Origin of the sequence: Microbacterium sp. 22303, from assembly GCF_052045265.1 — a bacterium.
In the GTDB taxonomy this organism is placed as follows: Bacteria; Actinomycetota; Actinomycetes; order Actinomycetales; family Microbacteriaceae; genus Microbacterium.
Genome location: NZ_JBQEOQ010000002.1, coordinates 320,473 through 342,336 on the forward strand (window position 1 = coordinate 320,473; position 21,864 = coordinate 342,336).

Below are 21,864 nucleotides of genomic sequence, written 5' to 3' on the forward strand. Positions count from 1 at the left end.
TCAACGCCCGTGCGCTGCGCGCAGCGCGCTCAACGACCTCGACGCGTCACTTGCCGGTGCAGTAGCTCAGGTCGATCGTCGACAGCACGGGAACGTCTCCGGGGGGCGCCGACATCGACGCGACCGTCTTCGGATCCGTGGCCTTGCAGTTCGGGTTGCCGACCGGGTTCGCCGTGAGCCCCAGCTCCTGCAGGGTCTGAGTCGCCGAGTCCAGCGTCCAGCCGGTGAGGTTGTTCAGCGTCACCACGCCGCTCGCGACGACGAGGTCGATGACGGTACCCGGAGCGACCTTGGTGTCGGCCTGCACGCTCGACGACAGCACGATGTCGTGCTGCGTGCGGGGGTCGTTCTCCTGCCGGATGGATCCGAGTTGCAGACCCGCCTTGGAGAGAGCGTCCTTGGCGGCGGTGGCGCTGAGGCCCACGAGCTGCGGGACCTTGACATCGGCCGCGCCGCTGGAGACGTACACGGTGACGGACTGGCCCTTGTCCATGTGGGTACCGGCCTCGGGCTCGGTGCTGACGACCTTGCCCTTCTCGACGTTCGCATCCGACTGGTCGATGCGTATGGCGCGCAGGTCGTTCTTCGACAGCAGCGCGACAGCCGATTCGTAGGTCTGCCCCGCCAGGCTCGGAACGGTGCGGGTGGCGCTCGGCACATCCGTGGTGGGCTTGATCGCGAGCACCCAGATCAGCACCGAGGCCAGCAGCACCACGAGCAGTGCCACGCCGGCCCAGATCCACGCCACCGGGGGACCCGACTGCGTGCGCGTCATGGTCGTGTCGGTGGAGAGCTGGCGGAGGGTGCGCGCGGTCTCCTGGGCGTGCCGCGGGCTCGGCCCGTACAGCTCACTGGTGAGCGATGACAGCTGCTTCTTCGTGGGGACGGCGCCGGTCACGGCGTCGTCCAGCGCGGTGCGGAACGAGACCGCATCGGGGAAGCGCTGGAAGGGATCCTTCGCCATCGCGCGCAGCACGACCGGATCCAGGGCGCGGATGCGCTCGAGCTCAGCGGCGGAGCGCTCCTCGTCGTGCACCTCGCTCGGCGGCAGCGGGGTCTCGCTGACGTGCTGGTAGGCGACGGCCACCGGGGAGTCACCGCGGAACGGCTGCCGTCCGGTCAGCATCTCGTACAGGACGATGCCGGCGGAGTACAGGTCGGTGCGCGCGTCGACCTGCTCGCCCTTGGCCTGCTCCGGCGAGAAGTACGCCGCGGTGCCGATGATCTGCGTGGTCTCGGCGACCGTGGACGACGAGTCCGACACGGCACGGGCGATCCCGAAGTCCATCACCTTGACCGTGCCGGCCGGTGTGATCATCACGTTGCCCGGCTTGATGTCGCGGTGCACGACACCGGCGCGATGCGAGTACTCCAGAGCCTCGAGAATTCCGTCGGCATAGCGCACCGCATCGGCGGTCGACACCGGCCCGCGCGCGATGATGTCCTTCAGCAACTCGCCGTGCACGAGTTCCATGACGATGAACGGCACAGGCTCGGCCGCGGTGCCCCCGGCCTCAGGGGTGGCATCCTCGCCCGCGTCGAACACGCGCACGATCGAGGGGTGCGACATGCGCGACGCCGCCTGCGCCTCCATCCGGAACCGGGTGCGGAAGGCGGTGTCGCGCGCGAGCTCCCTGTCCAGGATCTTGATCGCGACCTCGCGCCCGAGGGTCAGGTCGTACCCCCGGTGCACATGGGCCATGCCACCGCGGCCGATGAGGTCATCGACGCGGTACCGCCCCGACATCACACGCGTGATCGTCGCCACAGAGGACCCCCCTGGTTCTCTCGTTCGTACTGCTGACCGACGTCAGGGTGTCGGCGCCGGAGTGACCGGGCCGGTGCCCGGCAGGATCGGATCCGCCATCTGCGGCGACGGACCGCTCTCGCGCTTGCTGTCCCCGCACAGCGCGATGTACGTCGCGGTGACCTGAGCTCCGGGCTGGTTCGCGATCGAGATCTGCGCGTTCATCGTGCCGGCGTCGAAGGTCTTCTGGGATCCGTCGCCGACGAAGGTCGCGTTGGTCAGCGTCACCACGTAGCCCGACACGTTGCCGGTGCCGCTGGGGCATACGAAGCCGGCCCAGCTGAGCTGCACGGTCTGCCCGGCGATCGCCGGTCCGCCGAGCGTCGGCGGCGAGTCGGGTGCGCCGATCGGAGCGAGGTCGCCGTAGACGGTGAGCTTGACCGAGGTGCCCTTCTTGACGTTGCCGCCGCTGGGGTCGGTGCTGTAGACCGTGCCGACCTTGTCCTGCGCGGGGGCGCTGTCGCCCGTCGAGCAGGATCCGTCGAGGCCTGCGCCCTTGAGCGTCTGCACCGCGGCGTCACAGGTCTGGCCGACCAGGCCCAGCGTGCTGAGCGCGACGGTGTCGGCCGTCGGCGTCGGGGTGGGCGTCTTGCTCGGCGTCTTGATCGGCGTGGTCTGCGAGGTCGTCGACGGAGCGGGCTCCGGGGCCTTCTGGTTCGACAGCAGTGCCCAGATGGTGCCGCCGAGCACGATGATCAGCAGCGCGATGAGGGCGATCAGCGGCCAGGTCCACGGGCTGCGCTTCTTCTTCTCCGGGGCCGCATCGGCCTCGGTCGGGATCTGCGCCGTGGTCGGCATGATCGTGGTCGCACCCTGCGTCGCGCCCATGAGCTGCGTCATGGCGTCGTCGGAGCTCGCGACGGCACCGGCGCCAACGACGCCGGCGATGACGGCGGGCACCGCGATTGCGGCGGAGTTCAGGTCGCCGCGGCGCAGCGCCTGCGCGGCACGGGCGACGGTGGCAGCGGAGCTCGGCCGGTCCGCCGGCTTCTTCGCGATCATCGCCATGACCAGGTTCTGCACCGGCTGCGGCACCGTGGCGGGCAGCGGCGGCGGGGTGTCGTTGATCTGCGCCATCGCGATCGCGACCTGCGACTCGCCCGTGAACGGGCGCTTCCCAGCCAAGCATTCGTACGCGACGATGCCGAGCGAGTAGATGTCGGTGGCCGGGGATGCGGCGTGCCCGGATGCCTGCTCGGGCGAGAGGTACTGCACGGTGCCCATGACCTGACCGGTGGCCGTGAGCGGCACCTGGTCGGCGATGCGGGCGATGCCGAAGTCGGTGATCTTGACGCGGCCGTCCGGCGTGATCAGCAGGTTGCCGGGCTTGATGTCGCGGTGCACCAGACCCGCGGCGTGCGCGGCCTGCAGTGCGGAGGCGGTCTGCGCGACGATGTCGAGCGTCTTGTCGGCGCTGAGGGTGCCCTCGCGCTCGATGATGGTCGAGAGGGCCTCGCCGGGCACGAGCTCCATGACGAGGTACGCGGAGCCGTTCTCCTCGCCGTAGTCGAAGACGCTCGCGATGCCCTCATGGTTCACCAGGGCCGCGTGGCGGGCCTCGGCGCGGAAGCGCTCGAGGAAGCCAGGATCCCCCATGTACTCGTCCTTGAGGATCTTGATGGCGACGGTCCGCCCGATGACGTGGTCGGTCGCCTCCCACACCTCGCCCATGCCGCCGATGGCGATCCGAGACTGCAGCTCGTAGCGACCGCCGAAATGCACACCTTGCGTCGGCCTCATTTCTTCAGCACCGCCTCCATGACCTTCTTGGCAATCGGTGATGCGATTGCATCACCGGATCCGGATTGTCCTTGCCCACCGCCGTCTTCGACGACGACCGCAACGGCGATCTCCGGGTTCGAAGCGGGCGCGAAGCCGGTGAACCACAGCGTGTAGGGATCTGTGTCGCCGTTCTCCGCTGTGCCCGTCTTACCGGCCACGTCGACTCCGTCTATTCTTGCACCCTGCGCCGCGCCGCTTGAGACCGACGCCTGCATGGCCGCGGTGATCGCCGCGGCCTGCTCGGAGCTCATGGCCTGCCCGAACTGGGTGTTGTCGAACTGCTTCTGCACCGACAGATCGTCGCCGAGGACCTGATCCACCATGCGCGGGTTCATCACGACGCCGTCGTTCGCGATGCCGGCGGCGACCATGGCCATCTGCAGCGGGGTCGCCCGCACGTCGCCCTGACCGAACCCGGTGAGACCGGTCTGGTCGGAGGACAGGCTCTTCGGATAGGTCGACGGGGTCGACTCCAGCGGGAGGGAGAACGCCTTGCCGAAGCCGAACTTCTCCGCCGTGGCGCGGATGTCCTTGTCGCCGAGCTGAACGGCCAGCTCTGCCATCGGGATGTTGCAGCTGAGCCGGATCGCATCGGCGAGGGTCACGGTCGGCCCGTCGCCGCAGGTGCCGCCCCAGGCGTTGTGCACCGCGGTAGTCGTGCCGGGCAGCGTGTAGGCGGCGGGATTCGGGAACGTCGACTGCATCGTGAACTTGCCGGAGTCGAGCGCCGCGCTGGCCACGACCAGCTTGAACGTGGATCCGGGAGGGTTCATGTTGCCGCCGATGGCGCGGTTGTTCAGCGGCTTGTTCGGATCGGCGACGAGCCCGTCGTAGGTCTTGTTGGCCGCGGTCCCGTCGTGCACGGCGAGGGAGTTCGTGTCGAAGCCGGGGGTGGAGACCATGGCCAGGATCCGCCCGGTCTTCGGCTCGATGGCGACGACGGCGCCCTGGTAGCCCTGCAGGGCGTCGTAGGCGGCCTTCTGCGCCACCGGGTCGAGACTGAGGCGCACGTTCGCGCCCTTCTGCGGCTGGCCCGAGATGATGCGCTCGATCGAGGACAGGAACTGCGTGCTGCCGGTGCCGCTGAGCTCGCTGTTCATGGCCTTCTCGATGCCGGTGGCGCTGCCCAGGGCCGGGTTGTAGTAGCCCGTGACGGCGGACCACATCTGCGGGTCGGTGTACACCCGCTGGAACGAGTACATGTCGCCCGACGGCGTCGACGTGGCGATCGGGGTGTCGCCCGCGAGGATGGATCCGCGCTGGATCTCGTAACTGTCCAGACGCGTGCGCCGGTTCGCGTCGTTCTGCGAGAGCGCATCGGCCTGCACGACCTGGATCCAGCTCACCGAGCCGAACAGTGCGAGGAACATGACCAGCACGAGGATGCTGATCCGACGGAGTTCTTTCGTCATCCGATCACCTTCCTCATCCGATCACGACCCTGGGCTGGCGGCGCACCCCGTCGGAGATGCGCAGCAGCAGCCCGACGATGAGCCAGTTCGCGATGAGCGAGGATCCTCCCGCGGCGAGGAACGGGGTGGTGAGTCCGGTCAGCGGGATCACCCGGGTGACGCCGCCGACCATGATGAACACCTGCAGACCGATCGTGAAAGAGACCCCCACCGCCAGCAGTTTGCCGAAGTCGTCCTGCCCGGCGACGCCGATCCGCAGTCCGCGGCTGACGAACACCATGTACAGGCAGAGCAGGGCGAACAGCCCGATGAGGCCGATCTCCTCGCCGAGGCTGGTGATGATGAAGTCGCTCTCGGCGACGGGCGTGATCTGCGGGCGGCCCTGGCCGAGGCCGGTGCCGAGCAGTCCGCCGTGCGCGAGGCCGAAGATGCCCTGCGTGAGCTGGTAGCTCTGGTCCTCCATGAGGTCCGGGTTGAAGGCGTTGATCCAGGTGTTGAACCGGTTCTGCACGTAGGTGAGGAACTGCGACACGATCGCGACGCCGACCACCACGCCCGCGACGCCGATGAGCACCCAGCTCGTCTTGCCGGTCGCGACGTAGAGCATGACGATGAACATGCCGAAGATGAGCACACCGGTGCCGAGGTCGTGCTGGGCGACGATGATCGCGAGCGAGATCAGCCACACCACGATCACGGGCCCGAGCTCGCGCATGCGCGGCCAGGTGATGCCGGCGAAACGCTTGCCCACCGAAGACAGGCTCTCCCTCGTGCGAACCAGGTAGCCGGCGAAGAAGATCGCCAGGAAGATCTTCGCGAGCTCGCCCGGCTGGATCCCGAGTCCGGCGATGTTGATCCAGACGTCCGCGTTCGCGTCGTCGACGCCGAGGCCGGGGATGAACGGCAGGATCAGCAGCACGATGCCGGTCAGGCCCGACAGGTACGTGAAGCGGTACAGCACGCGGTAGTTGCGCAGGAAGATCACGAGCGCGATGGCGCCGATCACCGAGATCGCCATCCACATGAGCTGCTTGTTCGAGTAGGCGTCGAAGCCCACCCGGTGCGCCGCGATGTCGAGACGGTAGATCTCCGCGATCCCGACGCCGGTCAGCAGCGTCGCGATCGGCAGGACGAACGGATCCGCATCGCTCGCCACGAAGCGCAGCACGATGTGCAGGGCGAAGACGAGCACGGCGAGCCCGCCGCCGATGAGCAGGATCATCGGGTCGATCCGGCCCAGCGCGCCCAGCTGCACGAGGGTGAGCGCGGTGCCCGCGACGACCACGGCGAAGAGCAGGAGCCAGAACTCGCGGTTGCGCTGCGTCTGCGGCCCGCGGATCCTGCGCAGCGCGCGCAGCACGGCGGTGTCGGCGGCGACGTCGCCGGCGTGAGGTGCGGGTGCGGTGGATGTCATGGCTTCTTCCCCGTCCCGGCCGAGGCGCGGAGGCGCTCGACGATGGCGTTCGCATCGTCGAGGGACCGTGCGGTGATGGTCTGCTGCACGAGCGACTGGTTGAAGCTCGGCAGATCGGACATGCTGATGCCGGTGTCGTCGTACACGTGCGAGAGGGAGATCGGGCCGAGATCCTGCTGGATCCCCTGGAAGACCGCGACCGTGTCCGACTGTGTGTCGACGCCCACGAAGTAGCGCGTCTGAGTCCACGCGTAGGCGCCGAACAGCGCGGCCGCCATGAGCGCGATCACGACGATGAGGCCGGTGATCCAGCCGACCCGCCGGCGCACCGAGCGGCGGTGGTCCTCCTCGATGAGCTCCTCGAGGTAGTCGGCGGCGGGCTCGAAGTGCGTCGGCTCGTTCGCCGCCTGGCGCACGGGGTGCAGCCAGCTGGGACGGGCCGGGCGCGCCGCCGGAACGACGATGCCCTGCGGATTCGCCGCAGCGCCGACGACCGTGGCGGATCCGGAGAGCACGGGGTGCTGGCCGCCGACATCGACGATCACGATCGTGACGTTGTCGGGGGCGCCGCCGTCGAGGGCGTACCTCAGAAGGCCGTCCGCGGTGCGCCCCGGCGCCATGCCGAGCCGCAGCGTCTTCTGCATGTGCGCCTCGTCGACCACGCCGGACAAGCCATCGGAACACAGCACCCAGCGGTCGCCGGGCAGCGTCGGCATGACGAACATGTCGAGCTCGGGATCCGCGTCCATGTCACTGAGCACGCGCATGAGCACCGAGCGGCGCGGGTGATAGCGCGCCTCCTCGGGGGTGATCCGCCCTGAGTCGACCAGGCGCTGCACGAACGTGTGGTCGGTGGTGATCTGGGTGAGCGTCTCGTCGCGGTAGAGGTAGATGCGCGAGTCGCCGATGTGGCCGATGACGGCATAGTCGTCGACCATGATGATCGCGTCGAGCGTGGTGCCGAGGCCTGCCAGTTCCGGGCGGTCCTTGACGGCGCGGATCATGTCGCCCGCGGCGGTGGTGGCGGCCGCCTGCAGCGAGGCCTCCGCGTCCATGGTGGAGGGGTAGGCGTGGTCGAGGTTCTGCAGCCGGTGGATCGCGATGCTGCTCGCGACGTCGCCACCCGCGTGGCCGCCCATGCCGTCGGCGACGACGAACAGGTTCGCCCCGGCGTAACCGGAGTCCTGGTTGTTGGAGCGGACCTTCCCGGTGTGGGAGATCGCGGCGCTCGAGCCCTCGAAGACCATGGTCGCCGGTTACGCCCGCAACTCGAACGTGGTGGCGCCCACCTTGATGGGCGCGCCGATCGGTACGGGCACCGGGGCGCCGACGCGCTCGCCGTTCAGGAACGTGCCGTTCGTGGAGTCGAGATCCTGCAGCATCCACGCCTCGCCCCACAGCAGCAGTCGCGCGTGGTGGCTGGACGTGTAGTCGTCGCGGATCACCAGGCCGGATTCGCTGGAACGTCCGATCGACATCGGCTCGGATCCGAGCGGCACTTCGAGGCCGGCCTTCGGACCCGAGGTGATCACGAGCTTGGTGACGGTGGACGTGGTGGCGGGGCCGCCGGGCTTGCCCTTCGGCGCGGCCGCGGGCTTGGCGGGCGCCGGCTTCGCGGCGGGAGCGCTCGCCGCGGCGGCTTGGCCCTGAGGAAGCTTGCGCACGCGCACGCCGAACAGATCCGCACGCAGCGAGTAGACGACCGCGAACACGAAGAACCACATCAGCACGAGGAAGCCGATGCGCAGCAGGAGCAGCGTCAGTTCACTCACGGATTGACCCCGAACGCGCGCGTCGCGTCGTCTCCGCGGCTGCCGCGGGCCGGTGCCGAGACGGGCACGACCTGGAAGGTCAGGTCCGTGCGGCCGATCGTGATGACCATGCCGCTCTCCAGCTGGGCCTCGCGCACGCGCTGGCCGTCGAGCTTGGTGCCGTTGGTCGAGCCGAGATCGCGGAGCATGGCGTGGTCGCCGTCCCACAGCACCTCGGCGTGCTTGCGGCTGGATCCGGCGTCGGCGATGGTGATGTCGGCATCGCTGCCGCGCCCGATGACGGTGCGGGCCTTCGTGAGCGGGTACCGGGATCCGCCGGTCGAGATCTCGGCCTGCCAGGTGACCCGTCCGGCGCTCGAGGTCGAGGCGGACTCGACGCGCACGGTGCCGGTGGCGAGCTTGTCGTCGGCCTCGAGGGCGATGTTCACGGGGCCGGCGAAGCTGTAGCCCTGGGAACGGGCGTGCTCCTTCACCAGCACGTGCAGCTCGTCGATGAGAGCGGATCCGAGTCCGTGCATGGCGGTCGCGTCCTCGCCGCTGAGATTCACGAGGAAGGTGCTCGGCACGATGATGCGGTCGCGGCTGACGACAGCGGCCTTGGTGTCCATCTCACGGCGCAGGGCCGAGGCGATCTCCACGGGCTGGATGCCGCTGCGGAAGGTCTTCGCGAAGGCGCTGTTCACTGCGCGCTCGAGACCCTTCTCAAAGCTGTCTAGTAGTCCCACTGGGCTCCCATGGCTCACCGATCGGTACGGCCATGTTAGCGACACGGCCTGAATGAAGCCCCGGATGGCGCGATACGCAGGAAACCCTGAAGCGGTCGGGTGACGCGGCGGGCGGAAGGCAGGGCTCGGATCCGCGAGGGGCCCGGCCGCGCGGGATCCGGTCGCGCGGGACCCGGCGTGCGGATGGGGCGGCCTGCGGGCGCGGCGCCGTGGTTCGGTCCAGGTCTCGGGGCGTGATATTCTCGGGAGGTTGGTTCGCGAGGATCGACATGCGCGAGTGGCGGAATAGGTAGACGCGCTGGCTTCAGGTGCCAGTGCCTGCAAGGGCGTGGGGGTTCAAGTCCCCCCTCGCGCACAGAACGAAGAGGGCCCGGATCTCAGGATCCGGGCCTTCTTCGTCTCCGCGCGCAGAGCGGCCGCGGCCCTCCTCCTCGTGACAGACGGATGATCGATGTCATTGCCGCATGAGCCGACCGGATCGATTCCGCTCGTACGTGTGCGAATGCGTTCGCTTCCTTTCGTTGGAACACGCTTTCCCGTGACCATGGGGGCACAGGACTGCATTCGAGGAGGAACGCACGATGGCCCGCACTTCGCATCCCCATCCCACTGCCGCATCGGGGAGGATCCGCCGCTGGACAGGCCTCCTGGCCGGTGCAGCGACTCTTGCTCTGCCGCTCGTCGGGCTCGGGGCGCTGCCCGCCGCCGCAGCGACCGGCGCCGAGTATCGCGTCGACTGCGGCGCGGCCGACGCCGGCGCGGACGGCAGCGCCGACCACCCGTACACGACCCTCGCCGAGGTGAACGCTCTCGCGCTCCAGCCCGGTGATGCGCTGCTGTTCGCCCGCGGCACGACGTGCACGGGCACGCTGTCCCCGCACGGATCCGGATCCGCTGATGCGCCGATCGTCGTGGGCGCCTACGGCGATGGCGCCGCGCCGGTCATCGACGGCGCGGGCGCGCACGACGCCGTACTGCTGAAGGACATCGAGCACATCACGGTGCAGGACCTCGCGATCACGAACGCCGCGAACCCCGGCACCGAGAGGAACGGGATCCGTCTCTCCCTCACCGACTTCGGCAAGGCGAGCGGCTACGTGCTGCAGCGTCTCGACGTGCACGACGTGATGGGCGACGACAACAAGGGACTGAATGGATCCGCTGCGATCCAGATCGGCATCGGGGGCAAGAGCACGCCGACGTGGATCGACGGGCTGCAGATCCGCGACAGCACGATCACGCATGTCGGGCGCGAGGGCGTCTACTTCAAGTCGACCTGGAACAAGCGTCCCGAGGTGGGATCCCAGGACACCAGCGGTCTCGGACCGTGGACGCCGAGCACGGGCGTCGTCATCGCCGGCAACACCCTGACGAGCGTCGCGGGCGACGGCATCAAGGTCGACACGACGAAAGGCGCGGTGATCGAGCACAACATCCTCGCGGGCTTCCAGCTCCGATCCGCCGTGGCCAATGCCGGCATCTGGCCCTTCAACGCCGACGACACGCTCGTGCAGTACAACGACGTGTCCGGGGGTGGCAACAGCCACGATGGCATGTCGTTCGACGCCGACGGCGGATCCCAGAACACCGTCTTCCAGTACAACTACAGCCATGACAACGCGGGCGGCCTGCTGCTCGTCTGCCCCTACTCCGGTGCGCGCACCTGGGGCACTGTGTTCCGCTACAACATGAGCTACGACGACGCGGCGCGGGTGTTCCAGCTGTGCCCCGGCAACATCCAGGACACGCACATCTACAACAACACCATCGTCGACGAGCACGCGACGCCCACGTACTTCCTCCAGGACGACAACAGCACCAGCCGCGGCGTGACCTTCAGCAACAACATCATGGTCAACCGCGGCGCTCCCATGGGCGTGCAGGTGCGCGGCCCCGGGCTGTCGTTCGATCACAACCTCTTCATCGGCGTCACGGGCGTGCCCGCGAATGCCGACGGCGCCGTCAACCCGGGCGGTCTCGGCGACGACCCCGGCTTCGTGGAGGAGTCTCACAAGCCGATCGGCCTCGACGATCTCGGCGGTCTGGGGCTGCGCCAGTTCTCGCCGGCCTTCCGCGCCGGTCTCGCGGTCGCGGACAACGGCGGACGGGACATCACCGGTACTCCGGTGCCCGAGACGGGCCCCGTGAACCTGGGCGCGGATCAGGGCGTCGGCGCCCACACGGATCCGTCGGCGGTGCTGCGGATGCCGTCCGTCACGGCCGCGGCGAGCCTGCCGGTCACCGTGCACGTCACCGCGACATTCTGGGGCGCCAAGCCCACGCGCAGCGCGACGGCCGCATTGCAGGCGCCGGACGGATGGACGGTGACCCCGGTCCAGGCGAGCGTTCCGGACGGGCTGAAGTCCGGCGCGGGCGCGGAGCTGTCCTGGACCGTGACCCCGCCCGCCGATGCCGCGGAAGGAACAGCGACGCTGACCGCGACCGTGACCGCCGGCGACGGCCTGCTCGGCGGCGTCGCGACGGACGCAAAGGTGCGCGCCCTGTTCGCGTCGGTCGAGGCCGCCTACAACGATGTGGCCATCACCGCGGACGGCGCCTCGCCGTATACGGGCGATCTCGCGCTCAGCCGGAGCAGCCTCTCCTCGAACGAGCTGCTGAAGGCCAAGGGCATCGCTCCCGGTGCGACCGTTCAGGGCGCAAAGGTCGCCTACACCTGGCCGCAGTTCACGCCGGGTGAGAAGAACGCGGTGTGGGCTAGCGGGCAGAGCATCGCCGTGCACGGGCAGGGCACCGCGCTCGGACTCGTGGTGTTCGGCGTGAACGCATATCCCACCCCGGTGTCCGGCACGGCATCGGTGACGTACACGGACGGATCCACGAGCTCGTTCACGCTCGCCGCCGGCGACTACTACTACAACCAGCCGGCGACGGGGAACACGTTGTTCACGAAGATGGCCTATCGCAACACCCCCAGCGGCAAGGGAAACGGCCCGTTCAGCCTCTTCGAGAGCACGATCCCGATCGACGGCGCGAAGCAGGTCGCCTACGTGACGCTCCCGCAGCGGCCGGCCGACACGGACGGCAAGACGCCGGGCCTGCTGGTCCTGGCGATCGGCGTCGGCTGACCCGCGCGGTGAGCCGAGTCCCTGTCCCGTCGTGCGGGCAGGGACTCCGCCCGCGCGCAGACGCTTCACACTGCAGCCGAAGGGCCAGTATGTTGGCCTCAGCGCGCCCCGGCACGGGGATCGCAGGATGCGGATCGCGGCTGAGCGGCCGAGTGACCCGTGAGGCGAAGGGGGCACCGTGGCCGGCGACGAGAGTGCAGTCCTTCCGGATCCGGATGAGGCCCGACGCGGACGCTCCGACCGCCTGCGCGGCGGGATCGCCCGCCCGATCGGCGTGATCGCCCGGCAGAGCTCGGCGATCCGGATCGTGCTGGGGCTCGCGCTCGTCGCGGTCGGCGCCGTCTTCCTCCTCGTGTCGATGACGGTGCAGACGATCGCGCTGGTCACCGGGATCGGGATCCTGCTGGTCGGTGTCGCCGTTCTGGTCGTGCCCGGGGACCGCGCCGAGGGACCCGGATCCGGATCCCGTTCGCTTCCCGTGATCGTCAGCCGGGTGCTCGGTGCACTGCTCGTGCTGCTGGGCGCCGGGATGGCGCTGTGGCCCGCAGCGGGCGCGCCCCTGCTGGCGCAGCTCCTCACCGTGGCGCTCGTCGTCTTCGCCGTGGCGACCGTCATACGGGCGTTCCGGCCCGGCGCGGACCAGCGCGTCACGGGCATCATCGGGGCCGTCGCGACACTGGCTGTCGCCGCGGTCACGGTGTTCTGGCCCGTGCTGACCCTGGTCGTGTTCCGCCTCGGAGTGGGGGCGTGGTTCGTCTTCATCGGGCTGCAGCTGCTCGTGCGGGTGCTCTGGCGTCGCCCCCAGGCGCCCCGCGCCCCGGGTGGACGTCGCGGGGTGCGCTGGCTCCGCACGATCGGGGCGAGCGTCGCCCTCGTGCTCGCGGTCGCGCTCGCCGCGGGCAGCGGCGCGCTGCTCGGCGGCACCCCGCTGCCGGTGCCGGACGGGTTCTACACCCCGCCCGCCGACGTGCCGGCGCAGGCCGGCACCCTGATCCGCTCCGCACCGATGACCGTCGGCGTGCCGGCTGGGGCGAAGGCCTGGCGGATCCTCTATACGACAACGAACCCCGACGGATCCCCGGCGGTCTCGAGCGGCACCGTGCTCGCACCGGCGGATCCCGGACCGGATCCACTCCCCCTGCTCACCGTCTCGCATGGCACGGTCGGCGTCGTCCCCGGCTGCGCGCCCTCGCTCAGCGCCGAGCCGTTCGCCGACGGCGCGGGAACGGCGATGGTCGACATGGTCACGAAGCACGGCTGGGTCGCCGTGACCAGCGACTACATCGGTCTGGGCACGAAGGGCCCGCATCCCTACCTCGTGGGCGACGCGGAGGCGCGCAACGTGTGGGACGCGTCCAAGGCCGTGCTCGGCTTCAGCGAGCTCAAGGTCTCCACCGACACGGTGATCTGGGGCCACTCGCAGGGCGGTCAGGGATCGCTGTGGACGGGTCAGATCGCCGCGTCGTACGCCCCGGAGTTCACGGTCAAGGGCGTCGCCGCGTTCGCGCCCGCGTCGAACCTGTACGCGCTCGCCGAGGCGATCAAGTCGGAGACGGCGGGCAAGACGGTCTCGGCGTACATCGCCGCGACCTGGGACAAGGTGTTCCCGGATCTCGACGTCGAGAAGAACCTCACGCCCGGATCCGCAGGTCCCGTGGAACGCATCGGTGGACTCTGCTTCAACGGGCACGACGGCCTTGCGGCGATCCTGCGCGGCAGTCAGGTGCCGAACCAGATCTTCCCGAACGCGCTGCTGGCGGGGCCCTTCGGTGACAAGCTCAAGGAGCAGGAGCCCATGGGGCCGTTCCCTGCTCCCCTGCTGGTCGCCCAGGGTCTGGCGGATCCGCTCGTGAAGCCCGTGATCCAGGACGAGTGGGTCAAGGCTCGCTGCGATGCCGGCATCCCCGTCGACTACCGCACCTACCCGGGGCTCGGGCACGTGGAGCTCGTGGGGCCCGACTCGCCGCTCACGCCGCAGCTCGAGCAGTGGACCCTGGACCGCTGGGACGGAAAGGCGCCGACCCCGGACTGCGACCACCTGCCGGCGGGCTGAGGGCGCACAGCCCGGATCAGCGGGCGAGAGGGCATCGCGGGAGCGCGATGGCGGCCATCCGGTACACAGTGATGGTCCGCGCAGCCCGTTCCGGCGCCTGTGGATAACCATGGCACCGCGGTGACACTGACGCGCCCCGAGTCGCGCCGCTAACGTCTGTCGTGCCCTGGATCGGCGCTCGGGAACGCGTCGAGCGGGGTGCGGGGGGATCGCCGGACCCGGGATCCGGCGATGCGGCGGGACGTGCGACGAACGGGAACGAGGGCGAGTGACGGGGCGAAGCAGGCAGAGCGCTCGATCGACTGGCGTGGCGCTGCTGCTGGCGGCGATCGTCACCGGCATCGTGGTCGTACCGTCCTCCCCCGCGTACGCCGATGAGGATTCGATCCGCTTCAGCAGCGGCGAGGCGCACGCCACTCTGGGGCCGAACGATGTGCTGCGCATCGACGGGCGGCTGCGGTACTTCAACAACTGCTCGGCGCCGGCGAACGCCGGCGGGATCGACGATTTCGTCTACCCGGCGGCGGACGTCTACGTCGTCGCCGCGAACCATGAACCCTCCGACGGCGACGCGCTGAGCGACGCCTCCGGCACGCCCACCACGATCGTGCAGGCGGGGGGTACGTTCGTGGACGAGATCCTCACGATCACCCAGCCCAGCGGATCCCTGCCGGAGGGGGAGTACTCGATCGTCGTCGACACCTGCCAGAACGGTGTCTTCAACGCCGCGTCCGACACGCTCCTGAGCGACACGATCAGCGTCGCATTCCCGCCCGTCCTGCCCGCGATCGATCAGTCCATCCTGGAGCTGAAGAACAATGCCCGCACCCAATGGGGCAACTGGCAGGAGATCGCGAAGCTGTTCGACACCCTCCTGAACGTCGACAAGGCTGCCGGCTGCGGCACCGCCGCATTCGAGCACGGCGAAGAACTGGAGGACGCGCTGCACGGCTGCCTGGAAGTCATCAACATCTGGGTGGACTCCCCGGCGATCTCCACCTGGATCGAACAGACCGGGCGGATCAAGGATGCCGCCCGATGCCATGGCGACGACGCCGGTGCCTGCTTCGGTTTGATCTCCTCGTACTGGGGGCTGGACGGATCCCCGGTGCGCACCTTCGTCACGTCCGGGGCCAAGAACCTCATCGCGAACCAAGCCAAGACGTTCTTCGGGATCTATGCCGACCCCCCGCGCACCGATTACACCTCCGCGTCCTCGGCGGTGCAGCCCGACCTGCCGATCCCGCAGACCCAGGGCGACGGTCCGGTCTTCGACCGGCTGAGCGAGTTCGCGACCGCACTGGAACGCGAGCAGCTGATGCGGACCGCACTGCTGGCCGCGCTAGAGCGCTATCAGGGCGCCCAGGCCGCGGGCGATACCGCGGCGGCCGTGGCCCAGGCACGCTCTGCGGCGAATCTGGCCGACACCATTGCGGACGCCGCACCCGTCACCGCCGCGTTGCTGCAGGGCTGGTTCGACGGGGTGCAGACCGCGATCCCCGACCTCACCGCGATCACGCAGGACGAATGCGCCGACGCGCGGCGCCTGCTCGGCGGGCTGAACGGGGCGAACGGCAGCGGGATCACCCCTGCCGAGAACCAGGCCCTGCGCAACTGGGGCAACGCGGGTTCGGCCCGATCTGCGTGGCTCGACGAGGTGCGCGCGAACGGCATCGTCCCTGGCGGCCTGAACTGCGCGCCGCTGTCGAACCTCGGGCCGGTGAGCGCCGTCGTGAACGGGCAGAGCGCCGAGTCCGACCAGCTGCGCAGCACGGCGACGACGCTGCGACAGCTGGCTGACGGAATCGTCGGATCCGCCACCACGCCGACCCTGCGTCTGACGGGTGCGACGGGAGCGACGGTCGGTGCGCCTGTGACCCTGGCCGCGAGCGCGAACCTGGGTGCGACGGTGAGCTGGGATCTGGACGGCGACGGCGCATTCGACGATGCGACCGGGGCGTCCGCAACGGTGACGTTCGCCATCGCGGGCCATCGGTTCGTCGCGGCGAAGGCAACGGTCGGCGACGGCCCGGCGGTCACCGCGCACGCGCTGGTCCACGTGACAGCGGCGAACGGCGCTCCGCGGATCGACGGCTTCGATCCGGCAGGGATCGACGGGCGCGCCTACGCCACCACGGCAGTGGGCGACCAGCAGACCTTCACCGTGCAGGCGAACGACCCCGAGGGTGAGGCCCTGCGCTACGACTGGTTCGTCGACGGCGCCGTGCAGACCGGGAACGGGCCGACACTGACGCTCACCCCGGCGGGTGGCGATCGCGGGCCGCATACGGTGAGCGTGCAGGTGCAGGATCCGCATCCCGGAAACGTCGCCGAGCAGGCCTGGCGCTGGCAGGTGAACGACCCCGATCGAGACCACGACGGCTGGGCGGACAACGCGGTCGCCGACTGCGACGACCATGATGCGTCCGTGCATCCGGGTCAGGTAGAGGTGCTGTACAACGGCCGGGACGACGACTGCAACACCGCGACCGCCGACCAGCCGGCGAATCTCGGGACGGGCGGCGAAGTGTGGACCTGGGGCGACTACCGTGGCAACGCGCGGGGCGGAGCCGCCGATGTCCCGGCACCGATGGGAATCACGGACGCGGTACAGATCTCGGGCTTCATGGTGGGAGGCAACGCACTGCGCAGCGATGGCACGGTGTGGGGCTGGGGCGACGGCAACGGGTCCATCACCCGGCTGCCCGGCACGAACTACGGACCGATGTACGGCCTCGGCAGCGAGTCCGGGGAACTCGGCGGCGTGACGGCGATCACCGAGACCACCTACCTGGTGCCGGCCGTTTTCCTGCTGCTCTCCGATGGTCATGTCGCGTCGGTGGGCTGCGAGGGAAACGCGACGACCGACGGGCAGCTCGGTGCCGGAGCGGCCCTGAACTGCCGCAACTACCCGGACTACGTGCTCGGCCCCGACACCGACGGTGATGGGGCGCCGGATCCGCTGAGCAACGTGGTGAAGGTGTGGAACCTCGGCGGGTCGGGGCTGGCGCAGCAGGCCGACGGGACCCTGCTGCAGTGGGGTCGGCGGCAGTGCGCGGGGACCCCGGGGTATCGGCCGATCAGCTACACCGCGGTGGTTGAGCCGGCCTTGACGGCGGCGCTGCCGGGACTCGTGCAGGCCATCGGCGGCAGCAACAACGACGGAGCCGCGATGTTCCGGCTCGCGGACGGGCGCGTCCTGGCCTGCGGGGCGGACATGCCGGGCCCCGCGCAGGCGCCCAGCAACCAGGTGGTCCCGTTCGGCGACTTCGGACCTGCGGATCCGGCGGTGGACGTCGCAGTGACGCAGAGCTCCGACGAGTTCTGGGTCGTCACGGCATCCGGAAAGCTCTGGGTCAAGGCGTCGACCGGACTCGCTCTCGACCTCGACGGCTGCACGCCTCAGACCTGCCCCGGCTGGAAGCTGTTCGAGGCGCCACTCCCGCCGGGGGCCGCGGCGGTGGATCTGGAGACGACGTGGCCGACGATGCACCTCCGCCGCGCCGATGGCACACTGCTCACCTGGGGCGAGGGAACCGCGGGGTCGTCCGGCCACCCCGGGCAGGGTGGTTGGGGCACCCCGGCGCCTGCGCTGATCGACGGTTTCGTGCTGCAGAGCAGCCTGGCCACGTGGGACGGGTATGCGCTGGTGCTCCCCTCGGCCACGGTGGCCGCGTCGGGATGGGTGCCGCCGCAGCCCGACGTGAGGGTGTCGGCGTCGGGCGCCACGGGTCCTGAGGGCGGCGCAGCCACGGCCGGCGTGGTGCTGGACCGGCCCGCGTCGGGTGATCTCGTCGTGTCCTGGCGCTTCGGCGACGCGACTGGCGATGTCACCGTGCCCGCCGGCCAGACCCGCGTCGACCTCCCGCTGACGCTGCCCGCACCCGATGGCGTGTGGGGTGCGGATCGGCACGCACAGGTGATGCTCACCGGAGTGTCCGCGAACGCGATCCTCGGCGAGGACGTCGCCGACATCACGATCACCGACGCGGATCCGGCTCCCGAGCTCTCTCTCGAACCCTCCTCGATCGCAGAGGGCGACGACGCTCTGACCGCGGCGCCCGTGACGGTCCGGCTCTCCCGGCCGGCAGCGGTGGATCTCCGCGTGCGCGTGACCGCCGCCGACGGCACGGCGACCGCGGGAACCGACTACAAGCCGCTCGACGTCACGGTTCCGGTGCCGGCCGGCAGCACGACTGCAACCGCGCCGCTCGTGCTGCTCGGCAACACCGTGCCCCAGCCGAACCGCGCTCTGACGATGACCGCGGCCCCAGTCGCTCCGGATGCCGCATCCGTGATCCTCCCCGTGACCGGATCCCTGACGATCGCCGACGACGACCCGGTCACGCTACGGGCCCGCAGCGTCGTCGTCGCCGCCGGCGACACGGCCGAGATCGAGATCGGCTCGCCGCTCGTACCGGCCGACGAGTCGGTCGCCGTGGAGTGGCACACCGTCGATGCCACCGCCCGGGCGGGAACCGACTACACCGCCTCCGCCGGAACCGTGACCCTCGCGGGCGGCCGTGAGGGCGGCGGCCGCGGCACCATCACTGTCCCGACGGCCTTGCTGACTGCGGCCGCCTCAGCAGAACAGGGGCACGTGCTGACTGTCGCGCTGACCCCCGCCTCCGGGACGCGCACGGTCGTCTCCCCGGCATCCGTGACGATCCTCATCACACGCGCACTCGACTCCGGACCGAGCCCGGAACCGTCGTCGCCGCAGACGCCCGTTCCCTCCCTCCCGGCACAGGCAGATCACGGAGGCGGTGACCTGCCGGGCACCGGGGCGGCGCTCCCGGTCGCGGCGGTGGTCATCGGTGCGCTCGCGCTGCTGGCCGGAGCCGGGCTGCTGCGGGGCCGTCGTCGAAGACGGGGTTGAGGGGCGAGGCGCTGTCGGGCCGCGGGGCTGACGGACATCGTGGAGCTCGGCGGTCACGGCGACGCGACCCAGGACGCGGCTGACGACGACCGGGCTGAGCGTGCGCCGCGCACTCGGTCACCTGCCCTCGGAGTCCGTGTCGTCCCGGCCTTCCGCACGCGTGCTCCCGTCCACTACGTTCGTCCCGTGAGACCACGGTCGTTGCGCGCCGCTGCAGAGGAATCCGACGCCGCGCGCTTCGTCGGCCGGGATCCGGAGATGGCGACGGTCGCGGACCTGCTCGACGCTGACACGCCGAGCCGGATCCTGTTCGTGCACGGACCCGGCGGCATCGGCAAATCGACATTGCTGCGGGCCGCCGCCGCGCTCGCGGATCGCCGGGGACTGCGCACGTCGCGGATCGATGCACGCACCCTGCCGCCCGAACTCGAGCACGCGGTCGAGGTCGTCATGTCCGGTGGCGCCGTGCGGCGATGTGTCGTGATCGACGAGGCGGATGCACTCGGTCCGCGCCTCGACGTGCTGCGCGACCGGCTGCTGGACGAGCTTGCCGACACCAGCTGCCTTCTGGTCGCGGGCCGCAAGGGACCCTCCCCGTCGTGGCGCACCGCGGGGCTGGACGCGATCGTCGTCGGACTGCCGCTGCGCCCCCTCACCGACGAGGACTCCGCCGAGCTGCTGCGCTCGCGGGGAATGGATGAGGCGCAGGTCGCGGAGATCGTGGAGTGGGCGCAGGGATCCCCGCTCGCCCTGACGGTCGCCGCCAGCGCTCCCGCAGGTCGCACCGACGGCCCGAGCTCCGCCGCGCTGGAGCAGCGGCTGACGCAGTGGCTCGTCGGACAGCCGATCCTCGACGTATCCCGCGACGTTCTCGAGGTCGCTGCTCTCGCCCGCACCGTCGACGCTCGCCTGCTGAGCGCCGCCCTTCCCGGGCAGGCCACTCGCGACGGCCTGCGGCGCCTCGCCGCACTGCCCGTCGTGGAGCGTCTCGGAGACGACATCGCGCTGCACACGGTCCTCGCCGCGTCGATCCGCGAACACCTGCGCAGCACGGCCCCGGCGCGGGCGGCCGCGCTTTCGCGGCGCATCGCCGAGCACCTCGCCACGCGTGCGAGGCTCGGCGACATGGGGGCGCTGCTGCGGCTCTCCCGGCTGCTGGAGAGCGCCGAGTTGCGGGCCGCGATCGGCAACGATCCCAGCGACGAGTACTACGCCGACAATCGCCTGCACCCGGGTGAGCTCGAGCGTTTCGGGCGCCACCATGGCTTCGACGACGGCGCGGACTGGGGTGAGGTGCTCGACTGGTTGCAGCGGCCTGAGGGCCTGCTGTTGATCCGCCGCCGCGACGGCGAGGCCGTGATGGTGACGCGTTTCGTCGCGGTGCGGGAGCTTGCGCACACCGCCGCGCCGATGAGGCAGCCGGATCCGCGGAGGTCGCATGAACGGGACTCGGGGCCGGCGCCCGGCGCCATCGCGAGGAGCCTGGCGCTCGCCGCGGAACGCACAGACGCGGATCCGGCTCGGTCATTCGCCGGCGTCGTGCTCTTCGCCGACGGTCCTGCGCGCGACGCGGCGGAGGCGGCGCGGCTCGGCAGCGGCGCCTTCATGCTGCAGCACGGCGTCGGCGACATGCAGTCGATGTTGATCCACTACCCCGAGCCGGATCGCCGACCGCCCGTGCCGTCGAGCATCGCGAGCGAGGTCACGGGTCCCCTTCCGCGGCCCGTGGCGCTGAGCGACTTCCGCCCGTTCGGGGCGATCGGCAACGTGGAGGCGATGGTGCTCGGCGAACTCGGGTTCGTGCCGCGCTCGATCGACGCCGGTCTGCTTCTCGCCGAAGACGACGACCCCGTGCGGATCGCCGCACTCACCGCCCGGCTCGACGAGGTGTTCGGAGCGGGCGCGGAGGACCGTCGTCAACGGCGGGCGCTCGAACTCGTCCACCTCGGCACGCGCACGAGCGAGGAGGAGTGCCTCATGGCGCTCAACGTGAGCAGACGCACCTGGTTCCGCATTCTTCGCGCCGCGCGGGAGCGCGTGGCCGGCTGATCGCCTCGGTGGCGGATGTTGCGTCCGCCCGTTTCCGTCCGCGGTCGGGTTGGTCAGACCACGACGTCGTCGAGCGCGTGGAGCAGACGCCACTCGCCCGGGCGGACCGTCCGCGTCGCGAGCACGTCGGCGGACTCCAGAGGCCCGACGTCGACGCCGGCGAGCGTCGCGATCTCGGAGACCGGCACCTGGAACGTTCGGAACCCGCCGAGCGGCGCCGTCGCGAGCAGGCCGTCCCTGGTGTCGACCAGGTCGGACTGATCGAGCACGAATCCCGCCGCCGCGAGCGAACCCGCCGTGTCCCACGCTGCGATCTTCCAGAAGCGCAGCGGGATCCGGATGCCGCGGTAGGGCGGGTCATCCTCGGCCAGGACCGGCGCCGTGAACACCGAGAGGCGCTGCGCCGTCGCCTCCGCATAGGTCAGCACATGGTCCTCGAGGCCCAGCCAGAGCTCCGGTCCCTGGTTGAAGTTCGCGGCCTGCGGCGCCGCGTTGGGGTAGACGAAGGTGGCCTCCATCGCCGCGCGCGCGTCACCGGTCTCGCCCCAGCCCGGATCGCGCCGGCGCACCAGATGACCGCGATCGAGGTCGTTGCGGGCGTAGACGGCCGGGCCGGTCTGCTCATCCTCGCCGACCCGCGGATCGAGCCGCCACTCGCCCGTCCGCGGCAGGTCGCGCAAGGTCGCACCGTCGATGTTCACGCCGGTCGACGCTGCCAGCCGACGCTCGGGGTCCAGCAGCACGGTGAATCGCGGGTACGCGAGTTCGCGCACCTGGTGACCAGGGCGAGGAAGAGGCACGGTCGTCGCGAGGAACCCGGGGTCGTAGCCGTCCGTCATGCCTCCATCGTCGCCGAAGCCTCCGACAACCGGCCCGGCACAACGG

General features: G+C 70.3%; 12 protein-coding genes and 1 tRNA gene. 5 read left to right on the top strand and 8 right to left on the bottom strand.

What is annotated here, in order from left to right:
* Nucleotides 1–46: 46 nt before the first annotated feature.
* The 7 genes from pknB to ACTJI8_RS07320 all read right to left on the bottom strand — a co-directional run bounded on the left by pknB (nt 47) and on the right by ACTJI8_RS07320 (nt 8,912).
* Nucleotides 47–1,747, bottom strand: coding sequence for a Stk1 family PASTA domain-containing Ser/Thr kinase (gene pknB / locus ACTJI8_RS07290; protein WP_440733204.1), 1,701 nt, complete (start codon nt 1,745–1,747; stop codon nt 47–49).
* Between the two features lie 63 nt (nt 1,748–1,810).
* On the bottom strand, nt 1,811–3,547 hold the full coding sequence (locus tag ACTJI8_RS07295; RefSeq protein WP_440732754.1) for a protein kinase domain-containing protein: 1,737 nt from the start codon (nt 3,545–3,547) through the stop codon (nt 1,811–1,813).
* Entirely contained in the window at nt 3,544–5,001 is a 1,458-nt protein-coding gene (locus tag ACTJI8_RS07300) for a peptidoglycan D,D-transpeptidase FtsI family protein (RefSeq protein WP_440732755.1), read from the bottom strand. The genes ACTJI8_RS07295 and ACTJI8_RS07300 overlap by 4 nt, the downstream gene beginning before the upstream one ends.
* Nucleotides 5,002–5,014: 13 nt before the next feature.
* Nucleotides 5,015–6,415 (bottom strand): FtsW/RodA/SpoVE family cell cycle protein, encoded by a 1,401-nt coding sequence (locus ACTJI8_RS07305; protein ID WP_440732756.1) that lies wholly within the window; start codon nt 6,413–6,415, stop codon nt 5,015–5,017.
* On the bottom strand, nt 6,412–7,662 hold the full coding sequence (locus ACTJI8_RS07310; RefSeq protein ID WP_440732757.1) for a protein phosphatase 2C domain-containing protein: 1,251 nt from the start codon (nt 7,660–7,662) through the stop codon (nt 6,412–6,414). Before ACTJI8_RS07310 ends, ACTJI8_RS07305 begins: the two co-directional genes overlap by 4 nt.
* Before the next feature lie 9 nt (nt 7,663–7,671).
* The gene (locus ACTJI8_RS07315; protein WP_440732758.1) at nt 7,672–8,187 is read right to left on the bottom strand and encodes an FHA domain-containing protein FhaB/FipA; all 516 of its coding nucleotides are present in this window, start codon (nt 8,185–8,187) and stop codon (nt 7,672–7,674) included.
* Nucleotides 8,184–8,912: an FhaA domain-containing protein gene (locus ACTJI8_RS07320; RefSeq protein ID WP_440732759.1), complete on the bottom strand. Its 729-nt coding sequence runs from the start codon at nt 8,910–8,912 to the stop codon at nt 8,184–8,186. The genes ACTJI8_RS07315 and ACTJI8_RS07320 overlap by 4 nt, the downstream gene beginning before the upstream one ends.
* 271 nt (nt 8,913–9,183) lie before the next feature.
* On the opposite strand from ACTJI8_RS07320, the gene ACTJI8_RS07325 reads away from it, so the two are divergent.
* The 5 genes from ACTJI8_RS07325 to ACTJI8_RS07345 all read left to right on the top strand — a co-directional run bounded on the left by ACTJI8_RS07325 (nt 9,184) and on the right by ACTJI8_RS07345 (nt 20,979).
* Nucleotides 9,184–9,267: transfer RNA gene (locus ACTJI8_RS07325), tRNA-Leu, on the top strand.
* A 226-nt stretch (nt 9,268–9,493) separates the two neighbouring features.
* Entirely contained in the window at nt 9,494–11,998 is a 2,505-nt protein-coding gene (locus ACTJI8_RS07330) for a right-handed parallel beta-helix repeat-containing protein (protein ID WP_440732760.1), read from the top strand.
* 178 nt (nt 11,999–12,176) lie between these two features.
* Nucleotides 12,177–14,051: a lipase family protein gene (locus tag ACTJI8_RS07335; RefSeq protein ID WP_440732761.1), complete on the top strand. Its 1,875-nt coding sequence runs from the start codon at nt 12,177–12,179 to the stop codon at nt 14,049–14,051.
* Nucleotides 14,052–14,358: 307 nt separating this feature from the next.
* Entirely contained in the window at nt 14,359–18,930 is a 4,572-nt protein-coding gene (locus ACTJI8_RS07340; protein ID WP_440732762.1) for a Calx-beta domain-containing protein, read from the top strand.
* A 186-nt stretch (nt 18,931–19,116) separates the two neighbouring features.
* On the top strand, nt 19,117–20,979 hold the full coding sequence (locus tag ACTJI8_RS07345; RefSeq protein ID WP_440732763.1) for an AAA family ATPase: 1,863 nt from the start codon (nt 19,117–19,119) through the stop codon (nt 20,977–20,979).
* A gap of 53 nt (nt 20,980–21,032) precedes the next feature.
* Here ACTJI8_RS07345 and ACTJI8_RS07350 read toward each other — a convergent pair whose 3' ends face one another.
* Nucleotides 21,033–21,818: a DNA/RNA non-specific endonuclease gene (locus tag ACTJI8_RS07350; RefSeq protein ID WP_440732764.1), complete on the bottom strand. Its 786-nt coding sequence runs from the start codon at nt 21,816–21,818 to the stop codon at nt 21,033–21,035.
* Nucleotides 21,819–21,864 lie beyond the last annotated feature (46 nt).